Origin of the sequence: Nonomuraea sp. NPDC049028 (assembly GCF_043197735.1) — a bacterium.
Classification (GTDB): Bacteria; Actinomycetota; Actinomycetes; order Streptosporangiales; family Streptosporangiaceae; genus Nonomuraea.
In genome coordinates, this window is the sequence record NZ_JBICTR010000003.1 from 904,435 (window position 1) to 929,988 (window position 25,554).

Genomic DNA, 25,554 nt, shown 5'->3' on the forward strand with positions numbered 1-25,554 from the left:
TGACCAGGGCGTTCTAGCGTCGCGCTCATGGAAGGTACGCGGGACGCGTCTGGTTTCCACATCCTGTTCGTCTGCACGGGCAACATCTGCCGCTCTCCCTTGGCGGAGCGGCTGACCCGGTCGGCCCTCGGGCCGGCATTCCGGGTGACCAGCGCGGGCACCCACGCCGAGCCGGGCATGGAGATGGCCGAGCACACGCGGCAGACGCTGCTGCGCCTCGGTGGTGATCCCAGCGGCTTCGTCTCCAGCCCGCTGACCACCGAGGTGGTGGCCGCCGCGGACCTCGTGCTGACGGCCGCCGTCGCGCATCGCGCCGAAGTGGTGACCAGGCAGCTCCAGGCCGCCGGGCGTACCTTCACCATCGCCGAGTTCGGCGCCTTGAGCAGCGCGGTCGAGCCCGCGGCGGTCACGCGTCATCGCGATCCGGTACGGCGGGCGCACGCGCTGGTCGACGAGGTGCGCGGGCTGCGCGGCCTGGTGCCGGTGGACCGGCCCGACATCCTCGACCCCATCGGTGGCACCCGGTGGCACCACCGGATGGCGGGACGGAGGATCGCCAGATCGCTCGACGTCCCGCTCCGGCTCCTCACACAGCCGTCGGCGCCTTGACCGCGGCCCTGGCCTCGGCGCCGGTGTCGGTCTCATACCCGTAGCCGTAACCGTAGCCGTCGTATCGGCTGGCCTTGGCCGGGACGAAGTTCATGACCGTGCCCACGATGCGCGCGTTGATCGACGCCAGCAACTCCGTGCCCCGGACGATGTGCTCCTGCCGGGTCTTGCCGTACCGGGCGACGAGCAGCACTCCGTCGCAGATCGCCGAGAGCGTCGCGGCGTCGGTCACCGGCAGCAGCGGCGGCGCGTCGACGATCACGATGTCGTAGTCGTCCATGACCTGGTCGATCACCTGGCGCATCCCTCGTGAGCCGAGCAGCTCGCTCGGGTTCGGCGGGATCTGGCCGCTCGGCAGCACGAACAGGCGCGGCTCGCCCCAGGGCTGGATCACCTCGTCCAGCTTTGCCTTGCCGATCAGTACGTCCGTCAGGCCGACCGCGCCCTCGATGCCGAGGTAGGTCGGGATGCGCGGACGGCGGAGGTCGCCGTCGACCAGGAGCACCCGCCAGCCCGCCTGGGCCAGGGTGATCGCGAGGTTGGAGGAGGTCGAGGACTTGCCCTCGTTCGGCAGGCAACTGGTGATCACCAGGGACTTGGGCTGCCGGTCCACACCGATGAACTGCAGGTTCGTACGGAGTGAGCGAAACGCCTCCGACCTGGACGATCGGCCCCCGCTACGGACGATCAGCGGGTGACGCCGCGCGTCCCGCTCGTACCCGATGATCCCGAGAGTCGAGCTCTTCGAGACCCGCTGCAGCGCGTCGGAGGTCTTGATGGTGGTGTCCAGACGATCGCGGAGCGTCAGCGAGCCGATGGCGATGACCAGCGCGATCAGTACGGCGACCACCAGGTTGACCACCGGCCTGGGGCTGACCGGCGTCTGAGGGATCTCCGCCTGGTCCACCACGGTGACCTTGACCGTGGGCCGGGTGGCCGAATTGACCCGCTCGAGCTGCTCGATCAGCTGCGTGAACCGCGTGCCCAGGGCGTTGGCCAGCTGTGCGGCGCGGGCCGGGTCGGTGTCGGTGACGGTCGCACGGAGCAGGACGGTGCCGGGGACGACCTCGGCGGAGATGTTCGCCTGCATCCGGCGGATGTCCTCGGGCGTGGTGATCTGGCTGACCACCCGGCGGCTGGACAGCAGAGTGGCATAGGACTGCACCCTCTGCGCCGACAGCATGCCCGCCTGATAGGCGGTGGAGAGGCTGCCTTCCCTGTCCTGGCCGGAAACCAGCATGGAGATCGTCGCGACGTACTGCGGCGGAGTGTTCGCGGTGACCACCACCGCCGTGCTGATCCCGATCACCAGCGAGATGAGGAGAAGCAGCCAGTTTCGGCGCAGGAGCCGCATGTAGTAGAGCAAATCCACTGGATCAACGCCGCCTTTCGCGGATTCTTGGAGGAGCCTTGAGGTCTTCGATCGGCACGTAGACGTGCACACCCTGCAGCAAGGCGATGAGAACGATGGCGGTTCCGCCCGCGACCATCGTCGTGACCAGGGGCGATATCCAGCGCATGGCCATCAGCAGGCAGCAGCCGCCCGCCACGGCCGCCAGCGCGCCGAGCGTCGCGGCGGCCGTCCGGGTGCTGAGCCCCAGCCGGCGGAGCCGGTGTGTCACATGGTCGGTACCGCCTATCAGCGGCGAGCGGCCCGCCCGCACCCGCGAGAGGAACACGACGCCGGTGTCGACGGTGGCGACGAAGGTCGGCAGGAGCAATCCGGCGATCATCTCGCCCGGACCCTGCCCCCTCACCAGGAAGACCGCCGAGCAGGTGACCACGAATCCGATGAACAGGGATCCGGAGTCACCCATGAATATCCTCGCGGGCGCCCAGTTGTGCGGCAGGAAGCCGAGGCTGGTGCCCGCGAGCGCGATCAGCAGCAGCCCCAGCGCCGGGTGGCCGGTCACGAAGGCCGTTCCACCCAGGAGGGCGGCCGTGACGGTGCTGACGGCTCCCAGCGCGCCGTCCATGTTGTCCAGCAGGTTGAAGGAGTTGAGCATCACGACGATCCACACGACCGTGAGGCCGCCGTCCACCCATCCATTGGCCGGCGTGCTTATGTGGACACCGGCGAGCGCGACCCCACTGGCCGCCGCGGCCTCCACGACCAGCCTGGTGACCGGGCGCAGCGGGCCGACGTCGTCGATCAGACCGACCAGCGACACCGCGGTACCCGCCAGGAGAATCGCCATGATCCGGAGTTCGGCGAAGCCGAGCACCGCGATCACCGGCACGACCGCGCCGAGCGTGATCGCGATGCCACCCAGGTAAGGAGTCGGGCGGGCGTGCGCCTTCTTCTCGCTGGGGCGATCGGTCAGTTCCCATTGCAGCGCCAGGCGCCTCAACGGCACGATCGCCGCACAGCTGATCACGAAGGCGGCCACGCCGGTGGCAAGGGCGATCGTCGCGTTCACCGGTTGGACGCCGTGAGCTCTTCGCGAACCTGCTTGACGACCTCGGTCAGGATCTCGTCGAGAGTGTGCCGGGGAGCCCAGCCGGTGAGCTCGCGGATCCGGGTGGTGTCGGGGACCCTGCGGGTCATGTCCTCGAAGCCCTGCCGGTAGGCCTCGTGATACGGGATGAGGTCGATCCCGGAGGTGGACCCGGTGTGCTCGATGACCAGCTTCGCCAGGTCCAGAATGCTCACCTCGTTCGCGGAGCCGATGTTGAAGGTCTGACCGACCGCCGCCTCAAGGTCGAGGAGCCGCAGCAACGCGTCGACGACATCCGCGACGTGCGCGAAGCAGCGGGTCTGGCTTCCGTCGCCGAAGACCGTGAGCGGCGCGCCGCTGACCGCCTGATGGACCAGGCGCGGGATGACCATTCCGTACGCCGGGCTCTGCCGTGGGCCCACGGTGTTGAACAGCCGCACGACGATCGTCGGCAGGCCGCGCTCCTGGTGATAGGCGTTGGCCAGGATCTCGTCGACGGCCTTGGCCGTGCTGTAGGCCCAGCGCACCACGGACGGGCTGCCGAGGATGCGGTCGGCGTCCTCCCGCAGCGGTCCGGACGAGTTCTTGCCGTAGATCTCGCTCGTACTGGTGATCAGGATCTTTTTCCGGTAGCGATGCGCGGCCTCGATGACGACCTCGGAGCCACGGATGTTGGTCGTCAGGCACCGGAGCGGCTGCTCGACGATCAGCTTGACGCCGACCGCGGCCGCGAGATGGACGACGACGTCGCACTCGTGGACCAGTTCGTCCACCATGAGCTCGTCCAGCACGGAGCCCTGGACGAACTGAAGGTGGGGGTGGCCGGCGGCGAGCGCGAGGTTCGCGGTCCGTCCCGTCGACAGATTGTCGACCACCACGACGGAGTCACCGCGCGCCAGCAGCGCGTCGGTGAGATGGGATCCGATGAAACCGGCCCCGCCTGTCAGCAGATATCGCATGTTGTCACCTCGCCCTTCTGGCTGAAGCGCGTGCCCGGCGCTCTTCGTACAGCGATCGATACATGGCCTCGGTGTCTGCCACCAGGCGCTCCACCCCGAACGAGGCGGTGGTCCAGTCGCGGGCGGCCTCGCCCATCCGGTGCCTGAGGTCTGGGTCGGTCAGCAGTCGTACGGTGTGCTTCGCCAGCTCACCGACGTCGGCGCTGCTCACCAGACCGGTCTGTTCGTGCTTGATGACCTCGGCGACGCTGCCCACCCTGGTGGAGACGCAGGGCCTGCCCACCATCCCGGCCTCGATGAGCGCGACGGGCATCCCCTCGTTGTCGGAGGTCAGCAGGACCATGTCGGCGGCCGAGCAGATGGTGGCCACGTCGTTCCGCCAGCCGAGCAGATGGAAGGAGGCGCGCATGGGAGTGACCGCCTGCTCCATCTGCTCGCGGAGCTCACCGTCTCCGCAGACGACGAAGTGGCAGTCGGGCACCTGCCGGAGCACCGCCCTCGCCGTGGCGACGAATCTGTCGGGGCGCTTCACCTGGGTGAGCCGGCCCACGAAGGCGACCACGGGCGCGTCCGGCGGAAGTCCCAGCGACCGGCGGGCGTCCTCGCGGCTGGGGACCGGGCCGAGCCCGACGCCCGGCGGGGTGACGATGTACTGCTCGCGACGGCCGATCCCGGCCTCCAGCAACTCGTCGCGGACGCGGGCTCCCACGGTCACCAGACGATCGGACATCGACGCGAGAAGGCGCTCCGTCCGTACGTAGACAAATCGCTTGGGCGGCGAGAAATGGCCGTAAAGGAGATGCCCGTGAAACACGTGGGCCATGGCCGGGTTGATGCCGGACAGGCGAGCGGCCACGCGACCCAGCAATCCGGCCTTCGTCGTCCGCGTGTGCACGATATGCGGCCGGAACGTGCGTATCGCCTTGATCAGGTGGGCGACGGCCCGGACGTCATCAGCGGGCTTGATCGAGCGACCGAGCCCGGGAACCCGGTGAACCGGCATCGCCGAATCCCGGAGCAGGAAATGGTCGCCTTCGTCGCCACTGACGTCACCCGTGTAGAGGCGGTGATCGAAGGTGTCGTTGTTCAGCTGCGCGCACAACCCCGTCAGCTGAGTAGCCGGGCCGCCGATGTTCATCCGGGCGATGACATCCATGACTCTTATGCGGCCGTCCGGCTTCGCACAAGCTCCTGCGGAATGGGTCTTCATGCCGCAGAAGCTAGCTTGGGCCTTGACTCGTTCAATGGTCCGAGTCGCGGTGCCGACGGAATATTTGCATATCTTGTCCCCGCAGGTTATGGAATCAGCTCGGATGAGCTGACCGGCCGACGTCTTTCCTACTGACTTACAGCGGTTCGGTGTGCCATGCCGATCTCGGCAGCCGCTCGTCGTATTGTTCGTCGTGCCGTCCCGATCACATCGACATAGAGGTCGATATGGCGCCAATACGAGCGTTGAGGAGTTTGGGTGGAATACCTTATCGTGGCCGCCGCGGTGATCACACTGGTCTTCCTTGTTTCGATAAGTTTTGACAAACAGGCGGCGTGGCACGTGTTGCCGGTGCTGCTTGCCGCCTTCGCCGCCCGGATCGTCATTCACTTCGCGGTAGTACGGCCAGATGCCGTCGGATACGGCGGCGACTATCTGGGGTACGAAGCCATGTCCCTGGAGACCGCCACGTTCTGGCAGCGCGAAGGCTTTCAGTTCGCCACCTCGGTGCCGGCCGAGCGCTTCGACTCCGTAGCGCTACCGTGTTATGTCTTCGCCATCCTCATGTATCTGTGCGGCGGCCCGGCCCCGCTGGCCTGTGTGGCGGTCGTGGCGTTGATAGCGTGCGCGCTGTGCATCGTCATGTACAGATTCGCGCGGTTGGTGGGCGCCGACGAACGGGCGGCATTCGTCCTGCTGGCCATCACCGCCTTTTCCCCGATGTTCCTCCTGTGCACGTCGGATACGTTCAAGGATGGATTCAACGCGTTCCTCGTCGTGGGCTGTCTCTACCTCGCCGTTTCGAACGCTCGACGGTTTGACATCCGCAAGCCACTCACCACGCTGGCATTGCTGTGGGGGCTCCTCAACGTACGTGCCTACATGGTGTTCATGTGTGGGGTTCCGTGGCTGCTCGGGCTCATGGGTTCGCGGGGCGCGGCGTTCACTCGCGTTCTGGTCGTCTCCGCCGGATTGCTGGTGTCGGGCCTGTTCTTCGCCGGCTATGTCGACGACGACGGGCTCGTGGATTCGGCACTGGGACAGTTGGAGTTCGGCCAGTCGGAAGAGGCTCGCCGCTCATATGCCAGCCAGGGTTCAGGCGTGCTGTTCGAGGACAGCGGCAGCGCGTGGGGTTCGCTGCTCCCGAAGTTGCTCTACACGCTGCTGGCTCCTTTCCCCTGGACTGATGGCAGCGCGACGCTGCAGCTGGCGAAGATCGAGACGCTGGTCTGGTACTTCATGCTCTACAGCGCGATCCGCGGGGCGCGGCTGCTCTGGCGTTATGACCGTCGATCGCTCATGATTCTGCTGTTCTTCATCGTGCCGAGCACGATCGCCTACGCGACGACAGTGGCCAATGTCGGCCTGATCTTCCGGCAGCGCATTCCCATCGTCATGCTCACGAGCCTGCTGTCCGCGGTGGCATGGAGCAGGAGGCGGCCGGCGGCGGACATCGAAGAAGCCGCACGTCCGCCGCTGACCGCGCTCAGCAGTCCTTCCGGATCCGGGCGAGCCGCTGGTAGAGATTGATGTGCTGATCGACCAGCACGTCCACATCAAGATGCTCGCGCGCCCAGGCGCGCGCCTCGCGTCCTAGACAGGCCGCGAGGTCCGGGTCGTCGAGGACGCGGACGATGCCGTCGGCCAGAGCCTCCGCGTCGGACGCGGGGATCAGGACGCCCCGGCCGTCCAGCAATTCGGGTGTGCCGCCTACCGCGGTGGCGACGATCGGCCGCCCTGCGGCCATCGCCTCCATGACCGCGTTGCTCAGGCCCTCCCAAAGGGAGGGAAGGACCACCACATCGGCTCTGGCCAGGAGCGCCTTCACGTCAGCGCGGTCACCGAGGAAACGGACATCCACCCGCGACCCGCGGACCAGCTCCTCCAGGCGGTGCCGTTCCCTGCCTTCGCCGGCGAGCAGGAAGGTGCACGGCCGGCCTCGCCGGAGCAGCCGGGAGGCGGCCTCGATCAGGATGTCGTGCCCCTTCTGCGGCGCCATGCGGGCCACGCACAGCACAACAGGGAGTTCGGTGTCTTCGATGCTCGCCGGCTCGGCCCGCTCGAAGGCGGAGGCCCGAAGACCGTTGTAGATCACGCTCAGTTTGCGTGCCGGGATCTTTGTGATCGTGCGGGCTTCCTCAGCCACGGCGACCGCGTTCGTCACGACGTGATCGGTGAGCCGGGTCATCGCTCGTTCGAGAACGAGCACCCGCCGGTGGCGTTGTTCCGGCTCGCCCGCGTTGCGCCGACCGGCCACCATGACGGGCACGCCCGCCAGCCAGGCGGCAGGTGGTCCCAGCATTCGGCCCTCGAAGAGGTAGGCGTGCAGCACCTCGGGCCGAATATGCCGCAGCGATCGAATGAGACGCGCGAAACCCCGCAGACACCGCAGCAGATCAGCTGATCCTGACGATGTGCGGCCGAAGCCGAGGTGATGCACTTCTATTCCGGCGTCACGGAGGACCGCTTCGTGCGGTCCGCTTTTCGAGATGAGGAACATGTGCACCTCGATGCCTCTGCCGGACAGACCTTGCGCGAGCAGGGATATCTGAGCCTCGGCTCCCCCGCGCCCCAGGTGCCCGATGAGGAATGCGACACGGCGTAGAGTGGATCGGTCTCTTTTCCGCATGGCTCCTTTACTCCTTCCCGCTTCCTTGAAGTTCGCTTTCTTTGAGCTCCGGCGAAGCCGCGCGGGCCCGGAAGAACCACATCACCTCGATGACCGCCAGCAGGCCGTAAGCGATCGAGGATGACAGCGCGGCTCCTGCCGCACCCATGTTGGGGATCAGGACCAGATCGAGCGCGATGTTCACAGCGAGCGCCACGACGGTGATCCCGGAGATGCCGAGGGGGCGGTCGAGCCGGATCAGGTACTGCCCCGTCAGGCGCACAATGGCGTACGCGGCGATCCCCGGGGCCAGGATGACCAGCGGCAGGACGCTTCTCTCATAGGAGGCACCGAACACGAAGGGGACCAGCAGCGGGGAGGCGGCGGCGAGGAAGAGCGCGCAGCCCGATGAACAGAGCAACGCGAGCCGGAGCGCGCGCGCGGTAGCCGCGGCGGATGTGGTCATGTCACCGCTGGCCTGCTGTGGCAGGACGACCTGAATGACGGCGTCCGCGGGCACCCGGGCGATCGTGATCACGACTACCGCCACGCTATAGAGACCGGCCTCGGACGCGGACACCAGCGCGTTGAGCAGCAGGATGTCCGCCGCCGACCACAGCAGGAAATACTGGGCGATGTGGCCGATGTGGTAGCGCCCGGCCAGGCCGAGTTGGCGCACGGCGAGGTCCCAGCTGGCGTGGCTGAGATTCGGGCGCAGCGTCCGCAGGTACAACGGGAGCGGTACGACAGCGGACACGGTCCACATGATGACGACCGCGGAGATCGTGAAGTGGCCCAGCACCGCCAGCAGCACCAGGGGCAGGCAGTTGATCAAGCCGGAAACGAGGATGCTGCGGTTGATGAGGGCCATCCTGGCTTGGAGCGTGAGCATGCCCCGCAGGTTGACGATCGCGGCCATGGCGGGCACCCCCGCCAGAGCCACCGCCAGGAGCAGGGCCGGCCGGTTCGGGAACACCAGCGGTGACGCGACGAAGACGGCCAGGCCGGCCACCGCGCCCAGCCCTATCCCGAGCAGGAGGCCGTTGGCGGTCAGCACGCGACTGAGAGCGCCGTCCTTCCAGAGCGCGATCTGGGTGTTGACGACGGTGAAATGTCCAAGGATGGCCGCTCCGGAGACCAGGCTGACGATCAGCGCGTACTGACCCCTGCCATCAGGCTGGAGGTAGCGGGCGATCAAGATGCTGGTGACTGTCGACAGCAGGAGGCGGAGTGACTGGCTCGTCCCCGCCTGCACCATCCTGGCGGTACTCGAGGTTTCCGAGAAGATCCAGGCGCGAAGGCGCAGCACGCCCGAGGAGAGCCTGTTACCGACGTCGGTGCTCGGTTGTGAGGGGCTCCGCCTTCTTACCTCGCGCTGGCTACGCATCACATCTTCCTTGTCGTGGTGAGCACGCGGCCACCGGGACTACGTCAAAGGGGCACAGCCGGTTTCCGGTATCACCAGGTCGTCTGAGGTCACGTGAGCTCGGTACCAGAGTTCGAACTGCAGGAGAGCCCACAGCTGGACGCTGTGGTCGGCCCCTTCGACGTGCCGCTGGAGGAGGTTCCGGACGACCTGTGGCCGGAACAGGCCCCGAGCGCGGGCGGTTGCGTCGGTGAGCAGGTCGAAGGCCGGTTCACGCAGCTCACCCCGGAGCCAGGTCGCCAGCGGCACGTCGAATCCCTGCTTGGGGAAGCCCAGGATCTCCTTGGGCAGCCAAGGAGCGACGGCCCGCTTGAGCAGGATCTTCGTCTCGCCGTTGCGCACCTTCAGTGCGATGGGCAGGCCGGCCGCCCATTCCATGAGGTGGTGGTCCAGGAGCGGAGAGCGGGCCTCCAGAGAGTTGGCCATGGCGGAGATATCCACCTTGACCAGGAGATCGTCCGGTAGGTAGCTCGCCACGTCCACGTCCAGGATGCGGCCGAGGTCGGTGGCCGCCGATGACCGCTCGAACGCCTCGTCGAGCAGCCGGTAGCTGTCCGCCCCCACCAGACGATCGCGAAGTTCGTCACTGTAGACGGCGAACTTCTGCCGGTGTGTGTACTGGGACATGAGGCGGGCGTAGCGGCGTGCGGGGCGCTCCGCGGCGAACTGCATCAGCCGGGCGAGCCGCCGGGGCAGAGAGCCGCCGGTGGTCCGGTCCGCGATCATGTCGCCGATGCGGCCGGTCGCCATCGCCAGTGCGCGGGGCATGACCGGTATCCGCTCGGCCTGCCCCATCCGAACGTAACGCTGATATCCCCCGAAGCTCTCGTCGCCGCCGTCACCGTTGAGCACCACGGTGACGTGCTTCCGGCTCAGCTGCGCGACGTAGAAGCTGGGGATGGCCGAGGCGTCGGCGAACGGCTCGTCGAAGTGCCAGGCAATGCGCGGCAGAACGTCCAGCAAGTCGGAGGTGACGACGAGCTCATGATGGTCGGTGCCATATCGCTCCGCCACCATCCGGGCCTTGTGCCGCTCGTCATAATCACTGTCCTCGAAGCCGATGCAGAATGTGCGTACCTGTTCCTGGCTCTGCATGGCCATGGCCGCGACGACCGCGGACGAGTCGATCCCGCCGGACAGGAACGCGCCGATGGGACGCTCACTCACCATTCGGATGCGGGTGGCCTCCAAGAGCAGCTCACGCAGCCGCTCCTCTTCCCCTTTCTCATCCAGCACCGGTCGCGGCGAACTGTCCAGCGCCCAGTAGCGGTCCACGGAGGCGTTCCCGCGTTCCCAGACCAGCAGATGGCCGGGGGGAAGTTTGTGTACGTCCTGGTAAATGGACCACGGCGCCGGGACGTACTTGTACGTCAAATAGTGGTCCAACGCCACCGGATCGACCTCACGGCGCAGGCGCGGATCCTGCGCCAAGGACTTCAGCTCCGATCCGAACATCAGCGAGGTGCCGTCCGAACGCCAGTAAAGGGGCTTCTTCCCTACGCGGTCACGCGCGAGGACCAATCGTTCTCGCGCGCGATCCCAGATGGCGAAGGCGAACATCCCCCTGAGCCGGTGGACCATCTCGGTGCCATGCTCCTCGTAGAGGTGGACCAGGCACTCGGAATCACCTGTCCCGCGCAGCCGGTGCCCTCGTGCGGCCAGGTCTTGTCGCAGTTCGGCGAAGTTGTAGATCTCACCGTTGAAGACGGCGACGACCTGGCCGTCCTCGCTGTAAACGGGCTGGTCACCCGAGGCCAGGTCGATGATCGCCAGTCGGCGCATGCCGAGCGCCGCGTGCTCGTCGCTGTGGAATCCGTCGCCGTCAGGACCACGGTGCACGATCACCTCGCACATGCGGCGCACCAGCGCCGGGTCGGGCCGTGTCGTCGATACGATCCCGGCTATCCCGCACATCGGTCCTCCATCAGTGAACGCAAAAACCGTATTCCCGGACCAGGCGATTGACCGCGCGGCAGGATTTCCCGCATTCCGCGGAACGGCGCCGCCAGGCATTGAGCAACGCGGCGACCTGGAAACCCACATGATTCGCTGGAAACGGATCCTAGATCACCGTGGACCATGCACCGCGACATCCCCACCGAGGTGGGCGTGGCTCCGGGCCATCAACCGTTTCGTCCGCTTCTCCCGGCTTACATCGTCTGCGGACTTTGCCACCGGCGCAAAACACATCGAAGACGACTATTCGCCGGTTGCTCGCGTTTACGCAACACGCCTTCCCGCCACAAGTGCCCGCCCGATCATTCTCGGTATCATGGCCAGCGGAACATATCGGCGGGACGGTCGAGACCATCCCGGATTTCCCACCCGCATGCCTCGATGCCGTCGGCGAGACGCCAAGAGGCAACAGGATGTAAAGGGCTTCCATTCCGGTTCACAGCAGTTCTCGCTGAGCCGGCCAATTTCTCTGTACTCAGGTGAGGAGAACCGATCGATGAAACCCATGGATACCGTGGACAGGCCAGCCGGGAAACGTATCGTCGTGACGGGAGTCGCCGGGTTCATCGGCTCCCACATCGCGAGGTCACTGCTCGACGACGGTCACGAGGTCATCGGAATCGACCATTGCCTGGGCCATCCGCCGGAGATCACCGAGCGAAACCTTCGGCTCAACGAGACCGGCGACCGCTTCACGCTGATTCGCGGCGATCTTGCGGAGATCCCCCTCGAACACCAGTTCGACGGGGCCGACACGGTCTTTCACATCGCGGCCCGGCCCGGCGTCCGCCCTTCGTGGGGAGCCGAGTTCCCCAGCTATGCGAGGAGCAACATCGTCGCCACTCATCTGCTGATGGAGGCGGCCGCCCGTACCTCGGTCCGTCGTGTCGTGGTGTCGTCCTCGTCGAGTGTGTACGGCGGTGCGCCGAACGGACCGGTAACCGAAGCGGACCTCCCCGCCCCGCTCTCGCCCTACGGGGTGACGAAGCTCGCCGCGGAGCAGTTGGCCCTGGCTCACGCGCGGCGCGGACCATCCGGGCCAACGGTCGTGGCGCTGCGCTACTTCACCGTCTACGGTCCGCGGCAACGTCGTGACATGCTGATCAGCAAGTTGATCGAATCAGCGCTGTCCGGGAAGACCGTCACGATTCTGGGCGACGGCAAGCAGCGAAGGGACTTCACTTTCGTCGCCGACGCCGTACAGGCCAATGTGATGGCCATGCACGCGGAGGTCGAAGCGGAGGCGCTGAACATCGGCACCGGTGTCACCACCTCGGTGCTCGACGTGGCCGACCTCGTCGGCGACATCGTCGGGCGGCCGGTCGTGCTGGAGTTCGGGAGCGGACAGGCCGGTGATGTGCGGGACACGCATGCCGATGTCTCTCTGGCGAAAGACGTGATCGGCTATCGGCCCACGATCGATCTGCGAACCGGGCTGACGACGCAGGTGGAGTGGACTCTTAAGAACGAAGTCATTCCCGCGCCGGAATAGTGGAAGATCGCCGGGTTTCGCGGACGAACAGCGGGATCCGGCTATTCCGGCAGCTCGGCCGTCCCCCCTCACCTCAGTAGCCGTGTCGTCGGCGCGGCGCGCGACCACGGCCGTTCCGCTCTCCATCGGTGACGACTTCGTCGTAGAGCCGCTCGAACCACTCCGCTGTCTGCGTGATGTCCACAGGATCAGCGGTGTTCCGGATCCCTTCGCGAAGCTGGGCGTACGTGTCCGGCCGCATGGCCCGAAGGATGGCCTCGGCGAGCGCGTCGGGGTCTCCAGGCCTGGTGAGCAGGCCGTTGCGACCGTTGTCGATCAGGTCCGGCACTCCTCCCACTGCTGTGGACACGACCGGCACGCCGGCCGCCAGGGCCTCCATGACGACGACAGGCAGCCCTTCGTGCGCGGAGCTGAGCACGAGCAGATCGGACGAAGCGATCAGGCGGGCGGCGTCCGGCACATGTCCGAGGAGCCGCACGTTGTCTGACCCCAGGTCGGCCACCCGGCGAGCCGTCTCCTCATACAGGGGACCGGTGCCGGCCAGCAGAAAGACGGCGCGCGGATCGCGGTCGACCACCTTGGCCGCCGCCTCGATGAGCACGCCGTGCTGCTTCTGCGGGCGGAAGTTGCCGACGTGCGCGATGAGGAAGGCGGACTCGGGCACGTTCCACCCCTGCCTCGTCCGCGCGGCCTCCGCCGCCCGGCGGCGCATCTCCGTCACGTTGATGCCGTGGATCCTGGTCACCAGGTTGCGCGCGCCCCGGCTGACGACGGCCCGTGCGACCTGCGGCGAGACGGCCACGGTACGGGCGTCCAGCCATCCCGTCGCCCGGTCGAGCAGCATCGTCGGCAGGCGGTAGCGGACGTTGTGCACGGTCGAGATCAGCGCGGGCCTCGGCCTGGACAACCGCGACGTCACCCGGAGCAGCGACGCGGGCAGGGGTGAATGGAGATTGAGAACGTCCGGGCGCAAGCGCCTGACCTCCACCGCCAGCCGGGCGAGGCGGAGCCGCCGCGGCCAGGCGGCAAGGCTGATCACCTCTGTCCCCGCCGCGCGCAGCCGCTGGATGAGCTCGTCGGTCTTCGCGCCCTGGCATATGACGGTGTAGCGCACGCCCGTGGCGGGCGCTGCCAGCAATCGCTCGACGAGCAGCATCTCCGCGCCGCCGACCCCCAGGTCCTTGATGACCTCGCAGACGTGCAGACTCCTCATGACGCGACCTCCGATGCCCTTGGCATGATCCTTGTGTCCGGGGTGTTGCCGGACTGATCAGGTCCGCCAGAACGCACCGTGATCACCCCTTTGGGACCGCACGGCCTCGCGACCGCACAGCCTTGACAGCATGAGAGCCGCACGGCCTCGCGACCGCACAGCCTCGACAGCATGAGAGCCGCACGGCTCAGGGACCGTACGGCCTTCACCGCCTTGGGACCGCACGGCCTCGGGGCCGTACGGCCTTCTGCTTCAAGCGCGGTAGGTCCAGCCGGCCGCGCGCCAGCGCTCCGGCGTCAGCGCGTTGCGCCCGTCCAGCACATTCCGGCTGCGCACGACGTTGCTGAGCAGCGCGGGATCCATGTCTTGGAACTCGGTCCAGTCGGTCAACAGCATGACGAGGTCGGCCTCCAGCGCGGCCCCGACGATCGTGTCGGCGTACTCGATCTCAGGGTGGACAAGCCGTGCGCTGTTCATCGCGACGGGATCGTGCATGGTGACCCGCGCGCCCTCGCGATGGGCGGCGACCGCTACCGCCAGCGCGGGCGAGTCCCGTACGTCATCGGTGTTCGGTTTGAACGCGGCACCGAGGACGCAGACCCGCCTTCCCTCGTACGTGCCTGCGAGGAGTTCCCGGCCGAGCGCGAGGGCGCGGTCCCTGCGACTCAGATTGATGGCGTCGATCTGCCTGATGAACGTGGCGACCTCGTCCAGGCCAAGGTCCGTCGCGCAGGCATACAGGGCACGTACGTCTTTGGGGAGGCAGCCGCCACCGAAGCCGAGCCCAGGGCCCAGGAAACGCCGGCCGATCCTGTCGTCGTAGCCGAGTGCCTCGGCGAGCGGCAGCACGGCACCGCCGGTGGCCTCACATATCTGCGCCACGGCGTTGATGAACGAGATCTTCATCGCGAGAAAGGCGTTGGCCGAGACCTTGACGAGCTCGGCAGTGGCGTAGTCGGTCACCACGAGGGGGCAGCCGTCCTCGATGATCGGCTGGTAGACGGCCCGGAGCAACTGCTCCGCCCACTGCGACTCCACCCCGAAAATGAGCCGATCAGGTTGGAGCGTGTCCTGAACCGCGTGCCCTTCACGAAGGAATTCCGGATTCCACGCCACCTCCACTCGGCCGCCGGCGGTCTGGTGGCGGACGACATCGGCCATGCGCCGCGCGGTTCCCACCGGCACCGTGGATTTGCCCACGATAATCGCCGGTCCGGCCACCCGCCGCGCCAGCTCGGCGAAGGCCGTCTCGACCCATCGCAGATCCGCGTTGAAGGAGCCGGGAAGCTGCGGTGTTCCCACGCAGACGAAATGGACGTCCGCTTCGGCGACATCGTCGTACGAGGCGGTGAAGCGAAGCCGGCCCGCCTCCACGCTTTTGCGGAGCAACTCGCCGAGGCCGGGCTCGAAGAAGGGCAGTTCGCACGCCGACAGCTTCGCGATCTTCTCCTTCTCGATGTCCATGGCGATGACATCGTGGCCGAGCTGCGCCATCCCCACCGCGTGGGCGGTGCCCAGATATCCGGCGCCGATCACGCTTACTCGGAGGCGGTCGGGCGACTCGAGAGACTGCGACATCTTCACTTGGGGCGAATCTTGGCGTATCAGCGTATGATCCTGCAAAGTTTCTCCCTCGCTCGGTAATTAAGGTGCTGGTCCCGCGATGTCGTCCTCGTCCACGTCGCCCGAGACCAACCAGATCACCTTACTTTCTTACTCGGAGACGCCTGATAACGCGGCGGCCAACGGCTGAAAGACATGGCAGAGCTTCCTTAAAATCCCGCTAAATGCGGTCGGCACCGAGCGTGGAATGTGCCAGGCCCCATGTGAGCTTCGGGAAGGCCTATACGGACGTATCCGGTCGACGGGCGACAAGCTTTGGAGATCGGCCCTCGACCGGCATCGCCCCCTGGGGACGTAGACACGCCGGTATGTGTGCCACGGGTGGATATCCGCGATCGGCGATCGTATTGTTGACGGCGTTGCCCGGCCAGCGATCGCACCTTTGTCAGCCGCGGGCGATTTCCACGTTTTGGTGCGGATCCAGCGTTGCGCGGATGCCCGCGACGCGCTCTTTGGAGCATCTCTCAGAGCGGAGTGAAGTCATGACGGTAAATTCAGTGGACAAGACCACCCAGGACCGCTTCGCCTTCGGCGACAACTGGTTGAGCTTCCTCGAACTGGTCGACGAACACCGGATCGCCATGGCCGTGACGTCGTTGAGGGACGCCCTCGGGGTCGCCGACCTCAGCGGGCGCACCTTCCTGGACATCGGCTGCGGCAGCGGCCTGTTCTCGCTGGCCGCGCACCGTCTGGGGGCGAAAATCCACTCTTTCGACTACGACGTGAATTCCGTCGCCGCATCGGCGAAACTGCGCAGCATTTTCGCCCCGGAAAGCACTTGGAGTGTGGCGCAGGGATCCATTCTCGACGAAGCTTACACACAGTCTCTAGGCCAGCACGATGTCGTATATTCCTGGGGCGTGCTGCACCATACGGGTGCCATGTGGCGGGCGATCGAGGCGGCTTCCCGGCTTGTCGCGCCGAACGGGCTGCTGTACATCTCGATCTACAATGACCAAGGGTTGGCAAGTCGCCTGTGGTGGTATGTTAAACGGCGCTATGTGCACAGCGGTCGAATCTCGCGGGCCCTGCTCATTCTCATCTTCCGAGCATATTTCGGCCTTCGCTCGGCCTTGGCCAGGCCGGTGAAACGGGCGTGTGCCGTCGGACTCCCCGCTGCTGTCCGGCCTCGCGGAATGTCCACGCGCCACGATCTGATCGATTGGATCGGCGGTTTCCCCTTTGAAGTGGCCTCGCCCGGGGAGATTTTCGACGTCTTGCGTAAGCGTGGCTTTGAGCTGCGTTACCTGAAGACCTGCGCGGGTCATGGCTGCAATGAGTATGTGTTCGCGCGAACTGCGGCTGGGCTCGACGGCCCGGTTGGCTGATCGGTCGGACGGCTGCTGCCGCCGCTGACTGGTGGCGAAGGTGGTCTTGGGTTGAGCGCGGGGGTTGCGCCGGTGGGTGCCGGCGACGGTCGCCGCGCTCTGCCATGTCGAGGCGATCAGGCCCAAGGGTTCCCCGGGGGTTCGTCACACGACCGCCTCCAACCCTGTGACGGTCCGTCGTGGCTGAGGTCCCCTGGTGGGATCCCCCCGGTGGGAGCAGAAAGGGCCGGTCCGTCGTGGCCGGCGTCCCTGCGGGCGGGGGATCCGGGGGGAGCGGAGGAACCGATGCCCGGCGAACGTTTGTGGGCGCCGTGCTACTCCGGCTGGCGTGCTCCCGAGGAGAGACCCGGGGGCGTCGGCTTCACGTCGTCAGAGAGCGCTCCCGGCGGCTGGTCCGCCGTGGGGAGCCGGTAGACGGCGTAGTCGCCGTCACGGAACCGGAGGTCGGCGAAGGCGGCGAGGTTGGTGCCGGGACTCAGCCGGTGCTCGTCCACGAAGAGCCATCGGACCCCATAGTCGTCCCGCAGCCGCCGGATCGCCTCCGCTGAGGGTGCCTGGAACACCGCTTCGTTGGCCTGGAGCCGTTCGCCATCCCAGAATGGGCGGGTCTCCACCACCTCGCCCGGGCGCCAGCTGTCCATGTTGGTCACCGTGTAGGCCCATCCCTCGACCAGCACCCGCCGCTCGCTCAGCGCCGTCGCCCAGAACGCGCGGCTGTCACAGGGGTTTTCGTAGCCCATGCGGCAGTGCACGTTCGTCGCGAGGAGATCGTCGACAGCCGAGTGGGCGCGCAGCCACCGCCCAGCGGTGAAGGCCCCCTTGGGAATCGCCTGCAGCGGCACGGTCCCGTTCGGGACCTGAACGGGGGCCGCCCCAGGCGGGGCCGGTACAGCGGCCACTCCAGGCGAGTTCGCCCCGGCCGGGTTCTGAGCGGTGGTTACGGGGGTTCTGAAGGTGCCGGGCATGACGCGGGCGAACCAGGCGGCGGGCGTGCCGGCGGCCGTGACCATGCAGATCACCAGGGCACAGGTACGGAGCCTGCTCTGGCGTGCGGCACGCAGCACGGCAACGGCCACCAGGACCACGCCCAGCAGAACGAGGTACGGCAGGAACAGGACCGTGTAGTCGGCGCCCGGAGCCAGCGGGAGCCTGACGCCGCAGAGCGTCCGGATGGCGTAGACAACCACCACCCCCACACCGGCCGCGCACACCATCGCCCTGAGCCGCACGCGCGCCTTCCGTACGATGAGCATGAGCCCGTAGACCGCGAGCATCGCCAGGTAGGGATAGGACGCCTGGAGGAAGTACCCCTCCGACTGATGCGGATGGCCGAGCACCAACGCCGCCGCGAGACCGGCCGCGCTCATGCTGAGCACCAGCACCACCACGGGCCGCGCGAGCAGGTTCGGCCGGCCCACGAGCCCGATGATCCCGCACCACGTGATGACCCCGCAGAGCACGCACAGCAGGGCGGCGCCGATCGTGACGGCCGCCGGCGGCTCGGCCCCGGCCGCCAGGCCGGTCATTCCCCGCAGGGTCAGGCGCATGATCGACAACGGATCGAGCACGATCCCCTGCCGTGCGCCGCCGAACAGCACCCACTGGGCGAACAGCAGGCACGCCGTGGTGAGGCCGAGCGCGGCGAGCGGGCGTCGGGGCAGGCTGAACAACTTGACCGTTTCGACCAGCGCGACCGCCACGAGGCCCACCACGAGCAGCGGCAGATAGGTGGCCTTCGCCCCCATGACCGCCGCGAGCAGGATCCCCAGGAGGACCCACCTGCCCCGAGGCTGCGGCTTCTGGCCGAGAAGGTCGATGAGGAGCAGGACGATCGGGGCGAAGAACAGGGCGCCGAAGGTCTGGGTCGGGCTCGACCATGACTGCACGGTCTTCCAGGTGAACACCCCGGTGGTCTCGCCGAGATACAGGCTCGGCGCCGTGATGAAGATGATGCTCACGAGGCCGGCCAGCGCTCCCCCGTACGAGCGCGTTATGCGACGGCCGACCATCCCGAGGACGACGATGAGGGCGGCGAGCATGGGCAGGATGGCGAGGCGGAAGAGCAGAACCAGGGGTTCCACCCCGGTGACCCAGCTGGCGGCCGCGAGATGCGCGTAGACGAACCAGTGGTAGACGAGGGGTTCGCCGGTGACCGTCGGCACCATGGGCGGCATGTGGTGCTTCAACTCGCCGACCAGGGCCAGGTGGAAGGGCATGTCGATGAACGACGTGCCCATCGCCGGCCAGGTGAGGGCTTGGGTTCTGAAGACGTTGACGGCCGACCACACGATCAGATAGATCATGATCAGCGCGGTGCACCACGACCACCAGAGCGGCGTTCTCCCGGCGTCGGGGGCGCCCTTCCAGTGTCCGCGCAGCCGGGGGACGGCGAGGAAGAGCACGTAGGTGCCGATCGGCCAGGCCATCACCAGCAGCGGCATGCCGAGCGCGCGAGCCGGGATGTACGTGAGGACCTCCAGCGCGTACCCGAGTATCAGGCCGAGCGCGAGCCCCTCCATCAGCGTGGGCGTACCCCGGTACAGCGCCCGGACCCACAACAGGCCCGGCAGCGCGACGCCCAGGGCGATGTAGAGGCTGAAGAGAGCCAGGTCCGTGGCGGAGACGCCATAGAACCCCAGCGCGACCCCGACGCAGGCGACCACGGCCGTCGCCGGAAGCCAGGTCGAACAGCGCTTCAGCAGCGATGCGCGTTTCCTCCCGGACGGTGGCCGGGCCGCGCCCGGCTCCGGCGTGAGTGCGTAGGAAGGCGGCGCGGAGCGCGGAAAGGGTGGAGCGTCGGCCATGAACGCAAGCTTGACCACACCGGCGCCTCGGACAGGGGCGAACGCCCGAGTGCGGCGATGTTCTTGCCGACCCTTGGTGGGTTCTTAAGGATCGCGGGGTGTTCCGGCCCGAGTTTCGGCCTCGGGCCGGAGGATTTCCCTACGACAGTGCTAACTCGTGGCGTCGAACAGCACGTCGACCCAGTAATTGGTGAGCTGGTAGGTATTGTTCGGGAACGTGAGCGGCGGCCCGTACTTGTACACCCCGTTGCTTCCCGCCACCTCCTCACCGGCCGGCGCATAGAGCGGACCGCGGCCATATCCCGTCGTGAAGAACGGCCTGGTTATCGAGTAGTTCCCCGGATTCATGGAATAGGCGGTCACGTACGTGGTGTTCGCGGTGAGCGGGACCGGTGTCGCGAAATTCACCTGTTGCCATCCGGATGGAGTCTCGCCGGTGAAGGTAGCGCTGGCGAGCAGCGTGCCGTCGGCCGCCCACAGAGACCCGACGTGGGTTCCCGTGTTCTGCGGCGACTTGTAGAACCGGACTCCAGTGGCGACCCCGTTCGAGGTGGGACGGAACTTCGCCCCGACGACGACCGCCTTGCTGTCGCCGGTGGAATCGATCGCCGGCTGCGCGGTCTCGTCCCACAGCGTGCTCGACGGGGAGAACACCACGTCCACCCAGTAGTTCGTGGCCTGGTAGGTACTGGTGGGAAAGGCGGGTGTCGCGGTGTACGAATAAACGCCGTTACCTGGGGTGACGGCGCTGTTCGCCAGCCCGATGAGCAGCCCGGACGAATACTGCTGGGTGAAATACGGCCGGGTTACCGAATACCTCCCGGATGTCGTGTGGTAGGCGGCGACGTAGGTGGTGTTGGCGCTCACCGCGACGGGCGTCGAGAAGTTCACCTGCTGCCAGCCGCTCGCCGATTCATTGGTGAACGTCGCTCTGGCCAGAAGCTGACCTGTGGAGCTCCAGAGATCACCCGTGTGCGTTCCGGTGTTGAGGGTCCCCTTGTAAAATCTGATGCCGGATATGTGGCCCGGACTGGTGGGCTGGAATTTCACGCCCAGCTCCGCTGCGGCGGGATCCGCTTGCGAAGCGGTGGCGGGAGTCGCGGACGGCGGCCATGTGGTGCAGGGGCATGGTGTGGAGATGGTGACGGGCCTCTGGGTCGGCGACGTCTGAAGATTCCCGCTGTCGTCGACCGCTCGCGCCAATATCGTCACCGGCCCCGCCGAGCCGGTCGTCCAGCTGTACTGCCAGTCCGTGAGCCCCTTCGCCTGGAACCACCTGGTGCCGCCGTCCGGAGAGACTTCGACACCTCCCACCTGACCGCCCCCGACGTCGACCGCCGTCCCTCGGATGGAGACCGTGGTGCCGCTCGGCACGGTGGCGCCGGCGGACGGACTCGTGATCGTCGTCGTCGGAGGGGCCGTGTCCGGTGACGGGACTCCCGGAACCAGGCCCGCCTGCAGGCTCGCCGGCTGCAGGTTCATGTCGGCGAAGAGATTGACGGTCGCCTGCTGCATCCGGATGTCCGTAGGCGTCCCAGGGCGGTAGTGAACGGCGTCGAGCCCCCACGACCACTGCACGGTGCCCGCGCCGAAGACGCGCGCGCCGCTGGAGTGCCGGTACAGGATCAGATTGTGGGTCGCGACCCCGGGGCCGTACGTGCCACCGAAGTTGAGCAGGATCTTGTCCAGCCTGCCTATCGTCGCGCTGGAGAATTTCACCGAGCCCGCGGGAGTCGTCAGGTTGTCGGGCGCCGCGTCCCATTCATAGCCCAGCGTTCCGGCCGGAAAGATCGCCGTCTGGCCGGGCAGGAGATTCGCCACGGATGTGTTGCGCCACAGCCGCATGCTCCGGTAGGCCGCGGGAACGGCCACCGAATCTGAGACGGTCCCGTTGACCTGGAACATGGTGCCCGTCACGGCATTCTCCGGTCGCCCGCCGTTCGACGGCGGCGAGAAACGCGGGTCACGCCAGGTACCGGTCCATTGTGTACTCGGGTCGATCTTGGCGTTCGCCAGCGTTTCCTTGTAACAGACGAGGGTCCGGAAAGCGAGGACGGGTCCGGCGATGCTGCTTTCCCACCTGGTCTTCCAGAACATCTCGTTTCCCGAGAAGAAGGCGAGGTTGACCGCGCTGGCGCGGGCGGCCTCGACATTGTTCCGCATTTCCAGGGACCAGTACTCGTCGTGGCCGACCGACAGGAACGCGCGATGCTCGAGCAGCTCCGCCCCCATCCTGGCGGTGTCGACGCTGGTGGCATAGCTCACGTCATAGGCATTGGCCTCAAGCCATCTGACCATGGGGTATTCGGAGTTGAAGAAGAAAGACTCCGCCGAACCGCTGATGTCGGCGCTCCGGTTGAGGAACGGCCGGTTATAACTGACCTTGAAGGCACGCCCCGCCGGGCTTCCGGTATACAGGCTGTTTCCGCCGTAGTCGTTGTACGCCTGCCACGTCGAGTCAGAGGTCTGGACCAGGACGTCCGCGCCACGCGTGTCATCTCGGATCACGAAGGTGATCTGGCTCTCGCCGGGGGTGCCGTCTTCGCGTACCAGCTTGGCGAGATAGACGCCGGAAACGACGGTGTCCGGCACCGCCCAGGACGCGGAGACGTCCCAGTTCCCGCAGTCGACCAGTCCGGTGGCATCATCGCTCACGCACGTGGGCTGAACCTGAGGCAGCGTGGCGGACGGCTGCAGCGTGGTGATCAGCCGCGCGCCCATGCCGCTGTAGTAGCCGATGCGATAGACGTCCAACCGGTAGTCGGTGGCGTCTGTATCGATCTTGAAGTCGACGGTCGTCCCTTTATTGACGCTCATATCCGCCGCATATCCCTGAATGCTGGGACTGCCCGCCCCCACGATGTCCCACTCGCTCGGCGGATTGCCGGGAAGGGAATTCTCCAGGCAGATGACCGAGGTCGGCGGGCAGGTCGCCGGCCGAGCGCCCTTCTTCCTGAGCGGGCCCGGCGGACGGCCGTGGGCAGCAGCCTTGATCGCTTTCAAATCCTTGCGCGTGGCCTTGCTGGTCCGAGCACCCGCGGGTGCGGACTGCGGCGTCCCTCCCTTGAGACTCACCGTCGCGCCCTGGCCCGGGGTGGCTGCGAGGTTCGCGGTGATGCCGACCGCGCCGTCCTCGCGCGCCGGCGCCTGGGCGGCGCCGAGGATGGCGAGCACGGCCGCAATTCCTGCGCTCAGAACAAGGGGCGGGCTGCGAAAGGCCCGCCATCGCAAACCGGTCCTTTTCCCACTTTCTGCCATGATGCATCCCTCGATCGCTCTGATTTCAGCCGGTCGTGGGGGGTCATGAGCAACTAAATACAACGATGCCCGGTTCTCTCGTGAACCGGATGAGGGAAGGGCGATTTCCCAGCAGGACGGACGCCGATGTTGATTCTCCGCTAAGAACTCAATCGCCGCAGAGATCGGCATATCTCCGGAGAACGCGAGCCATCACCCTTTGGCCCGGACAAGGAAGCGGCAAGAAACAACCGTGAGCAGGGGGACAAGCCCGATCGAAGCGCTCTCCGCATCAAGCTTGCGGCCATGGACAAGATCTTGCCTGTCAACGGTTCGGCGCCGAGCACTGTGGAGACAGCGCATCCGGCTCGGCCCGCACGGGCCACCCGGCGCCCAGCGCGTTGGAGGCCCGCACTGTCGGGACGGCTCGCGGCCGCCTCCGTGACGGCTTTCACCGCTGCCGTACTGATCCGCTACGGAGTATCCGTCACGGACATGGCGTTGTTCGCCGTCTACGTCGCCTTGGGAGTGGTACTGCCCGGAGTCCTGGTGATCAGGGCCCTGTACCACGGCCCGCGCACGGCGGCAGAGGAGATCGCGCTGGGCCTGGCGTTCGGTTACGCCGTGGAGATCCTGGTCTACATAGGCGCTCGCGCGATCGGAATGCCGCTGCTCGTCGCGGTGTGGCCGTTGACCACTTACGCGCTCTTCCTCGTGGTCCCGTCCCTGCGCGGGCATTGGCGGGCGGGATCCCGCCCGGCGACTCCCCTGTGGTGGTCGTGGTGCCTCGCCCTCGTCATCGCCGTCCTGGTCGCCGGGAGCGCACTGAAGTTCTTCGGCACCCACGCCATCACCTGGCCCGGTCTCGGAGCGTCGTATCCCGACATGCCGTTCCATCTGGCGCTGATCGGCGAGTTGAAGCACCATGTGCCGCCTTCGGTGCCGATGGTCGTGGGCGAGCCTCTCGCGTACCACTGGTTCGTCTACGCGCATCTGGCGGCGGCGAGCTGGCTGTCCGGAGTGGAACCCCTTGTCCTGCTGTACCGCCTGGCCATGCTGCCCATGCTGGCCGGGCTCGTCGTCCTGGCCGGCATGACCGGGCGCCGCGTCACGGGCTCATGGATCGGCGGGGCCGTCACTGTCGTGGGTACGGTCTTCGTGGGCGCCCCGACCCTGTACCTGGGTACGAACGGGGTGTTCACCTGGGGAGGGGTTCCGGACACCGCGTGGATCAGCCCCACGCAGACGCTGGGCGCCCTGTTGTTCGCTCCCCTCGTCCTCGTTCTCCTGGACCTTCTCGAGCGCCGACGGCCCGACACCGGCAAATGGCTGCTGGCCGGGCTCTTCCTGGTAGTGCTGACCGGCGCCAAAGCCACCTATCTACCCCTGCTCGGCGCCGGGCTGGTGCTGGTGGCGGCGGTCGAGGTGTTGAGGCGACGCCGACCGTCCACGAACGTACTGATCATGCTGGGCATGACCACGGCATGCATCCTGTTCGCGCAGTTCGTCCTGTTCGGCCGGGAGCGGCAAGGGCTGGTCGCGGACCCTCTGTCCTTCATGCGCATGACCTGGAGCAAACTCACCGGCCTGACCACGCCCTCGGCGGGCTCGCTGCTCGGCCTCACCTTGGTGTACCTGCTCTGCTGGGCCATGACCTGGTCCGGCATCCTCGGGCTGTTGAGCAGGCCGCGGCTGCTCCTGCGACCACGGGTGAGCCTCATGCTCGGCATGGGCGCGGCCGGGCTCGGCGCGGTGCTGCTCCTCGGGCATCCTGGCCAGAGCCAGCTCTTCTTCTTCTGGGGGGCCTACCCCTATCTGGCGGCCGTCGCGGCCTATGGGATCCTCATCCTCCTGCGGCGGGCACGGGTGTCGCCCAAGGCGGTCATGTGCTCGATAGGCGCGGGACTCCTCGCCGTCTACCTGATCCCCATCCTCTGTGGCGTCACGATTCCGTTGAGCGCCGGCCAGGGCGACGGGATCCTGTACCGGCCCTATCTCACCCTGGTGGCCCTGGCCGTACTGGCGGGCCTGCTCGTGGCGATCCTGAGGGGACGCGCTCGCGCCCTGGCCCTCGTGATCGTCGCGTTCACGACCATCGGACTGCCCGCGTACTGGCACGCCCGCGTCCTTTCCGCCGTCGACAACGTCACAGGGGACGATCCCAACCCGGTGGTCAGACCGGTGGAGAACCGGGTGATCCCCCAGGGGGCCCTGGCGGCCGGACGATGGCTGCGCGACCATTCCGGGCCGGACGACCTGGTGGCCACGAACACGCACTGCCGCCTGGGGTACGAGAACCCGTGTGACACCCGCTACCCGTGGGTGGCCGCGCTGTCGGAACGGCATGTGCTGGTCGAAGGCTGGGCCTACACGGCCACGAACCTGAGCCACTGGCGTCCGGGGCTGCTGCCGGAGGGTCTGCCGTTCTGGGACACCGAACTGATCAAGCTGAACGACACGGCCTTCCAGTCGCCGAGCCAGACCGCCATGCGGGGCCTGCGAGAGCGCTACGGAGTGCGCTGGCTCTTCGTCGACGAGCTTCGGGGGAATCCCAGCCCGCGGATCGGCGAGTTCGCGGAGTTCCGGTTCCGGTCCGGCGATTACGCCGTCTATCAGCTGCCGGACGACTCATTGTGAGGTGGGCAGGTAAG

16 protein-coding genes are annotated in these 25,554 nt (G+C 67.0%); 5 read left to right on the top strand and 11 right to left on the bottom strand.

The genetic code is table 11. The features are described from left to right. Nucleotides 1–27 precede the first annotated feature (27 nt). Nucleotides 28–609, top strand: a complete 582-nt coding sequence (locus ACGFJ2_RS15220; RefSeq protein ID WP_393468354.1) for a hypothetical protein — start codon at nt 28–30, stop codon at nt 607–609. On the opposite strand, the gene ACGFJ2_RS15225 is transcribed toward ACGFJ2_RS15220, so the two are convergent. The 4 genes from ACGFJ2_RS15225 to ACGFJ2_RS15240 are packed head-to-tail and all read right to left on the bottom strand — an operon-like array spanning nt 587 to nt 5,162. After that, on the bottom strand, nt 587–1,981 hold the full coding sequence (locus tag ACGFJ2_RS15225; RefSeq protein WP_393468357.1) for a polysaccharide biosynthesis tyrosine autokinase: 1,395 nt from the start codon (nt 1,979–1,981) through the stop codon (nt 587–589). The two genes, ACGFJ2_RS15220 and ACGFJ2_RS15225, sit on opposite strands and share 23 nt — an antisense overlap. Before the next feature lie 4 nt (nt 1,982–1,985). After that, nucleotides 1,986–3,029 (bottom strand): glycosyltransferase family 4 protein, encoded by a 1,044-nt coding sequence (locus tag ACGFJ2_RS15230; RefSeq protein ID WP_393468359.1) that lies wholly within the window; start codon nt 3,027–3,029, stop codon nt 1,986–1,988. Then, on the bottom strand, nt 3,026–4,006 hold the full coding sequence (locus tag ACGFJ2_RS15235; protein WP_357949754.1) for a GDP-mannose 4,6-dehydratase: 981 nt from the start codon (nt 4,004–4,006) through the stop codon (nt 3,026–3,028). The genes ACGFJ2_RS15230 and ACGFJ2_RS15235 overlap by 4 nt, the downstream gene beginning before the upstream one ends. A gap of 4 nt (nt 4,007–4,010) precedes the next feature. Continuing rightward, nucleotides 4,011–5,162 carry a glycosyltransferase gene (locus ACGFJ2_RS15240; RefSeq protein WP_393468362.1) on the bottom strand — a complete coding sequence of 384 codons (1,152 nt, stop codon included), beginning with the start codon at nt 5,160–5,162 and terminating at the stop codon, nt 4,011–4,013. A 312-nt stretch (nt 5,163–5,474) separates the two neighbouring features. Here ACGFJ2_RS15240 and ACGFJ2_RS15245 point away from each other — a divergent pair, with 312 nt between their 5' ends. Beyond that, complete coding sequence (locus ACGFJ2_RS15245; RefSeq protein ID WP_393468365.1) at nt 5,475–6,746, top strand: hypothetical protein; 1,272 nt, start codon at nt 5,475–5,477, stop codon at nt 6,744–6,746. On the opposite strand, the gene ACGFJ2_RS15250 is transcribed toward ACGFJ2_RS15245, so the two are convergent. The 3 genes from ACGFJ2_RS15250 to asnB all read right to left on the bottom strand — a co-directional run bounded on the left by ACGFJ2_RS15250 (nt 6,703) and on the right by asnB (nt 11,104). Beyond that, nucleotides 6,703–7,845 (bottom strand): glycosyltransferase, encoded by a 1,143-nt coding sequence (locus ACGFJ2_RS15250; protein WP_393468368.1) that lies wholly within the window; start codon nt 7,843–7,845, stop codon nt 6,703–6,705. The genes ACGFJ2_RS15245 and ACGFJ2_RS15250 overlap by 44 nt on opposite strands. Nucleotides 7,846–7,852: 7 nt before the next feature. After that, the gene (locus ACGFJ2_RS15255; RefSeq protein WP_393468370.1) at nt 7,853–9,133 is read right to left on the bottom strand and encodes a polysaccharide biosynthesis C-terminal domain-containing protein; all 1,281 of its coding nucleotides are present in this window, start codon (nt 9,131–9,133) and stop codon (nt 7,853–7,855) included. 117 nt (nt 9,134–9,250) lie between these two features. Further along, on the bottom strand, nt 9,251–11,104 hold the full coding sequence (asnB, locus tag ACGFJ2_RS15260) for an asparagine synthase (glutamine-hydrolyzing) (RefSeq protein WP_393468372.1): 1,854 nt from the start codon (nt 11,102–11,104) through the stop codon (nt 9,251–9,253). On the opposite strand from asnB, the gene ACGFJ2_RS15265 reads away from it, so the two are divergent. Beyond that, nucleotides 11,103–12,698: an NAD-dependent epimerase/dehydratase family protein gene (locus tag ACGFJ2_RS15265; protein WP_393468374.1), complete on the top strand. Its 1,596-nt coding sequence runs from the start codon at nt 11,103–11,105 to the stop codon at nt 12,696–12,698. The genes asnB and ACGFJ2_RS15265 overlap by 2 nt on opposite strands. Nucleotides 12,699–12,771: 73 nt before the next feature. Here the strand turns inward: ACGFJ2_RS15265 and ACGFJ2_RS15270 are convergent, their stop codons facing one another. After that, entirely contained in the window at nt 12,772–13,911 is a 1,140-nt protein-coding gene (locus ACGFJ2_RS15270) for a glycosyltransferase (RefSeq protein WP_393468376.1), read from the bottom strand. 252 nt (nt 13,912–14,163) lie between these two features. Further along, entirely contained in the window at nt 14,164–15,489 is a 1,326-nt protein-coding gene (locus ACGFJ2_RS15275; RefSeq protein WP_393468378.1) for a UDP-glucose dehydrogenase family protein, read from the bottom strand. Nucleotides 15,490–16,031: 542 nt separating this feature from the next. Between ACGFJ2_RS15275 and ACGFJ2_RS15280 the strand changes: the two genes are divergently transcribed. Then, entirely contained in the window at nt 16,032–16,862 is an 831-nt protein-coding gene (locus ACGFJ2_RS15280) for a class I SAM-dependent methyltransferase (protein ID WP_393468380.1), read from the top strand. Nucleotides 16,863–17,176: 314 nt separating this feature from the next. Here ACGFJ2_RS15280 and ACGFJ2_RS15285 read toward each other — a convergent pair whose 3' ends face one another. Then, nucleotides 17,177–19,666 (bottom strand): hypothetical protein, encoded by a 2,490-nt coding sequence (locus ACGFJ2_RS15285; RefSeq protein WP_393468382.1) that lies wholly within the window; start codon nt 19,664–19,666, stop codon nt 17,177–17,179. A 150-nt stretch (nt 19,667–19,816) separates the two neighbouring features. After that, on the bottom strand, nt 19,817–23,095 hold the full coding sequence (locus ACGFJ2_RS15290) for a N,N-dimethylformamidase beta subunit family domain-containing protein (protein ID WP_393468384.1): 3,279 nt from the start codon (nt 23,093–23,095) through the stop codon (nt 19,817–19,819). Nucleotides 23,096–23,209: 114 nt separating this feature from the next. Between ACGFJ2_RS15290 and ACGFJ2_RS15295 the strand changes: the two genes are divergently transcribed. Beyond that, the gene (locus ACGFJ2_RS15295; RefSeq protein ID WP_393468386.1) at nt 23,210–25,540 is read left to right on the top strand and encodes a hypothetical protein; all 2,331 of its coding nucleotides are present in this window, start codon (nt 23,210–23,212) and stop codon (nt 25,538–25,540) included. Nucleotides 25,541–25,554 lie beyond the last annotated feature (14 nt).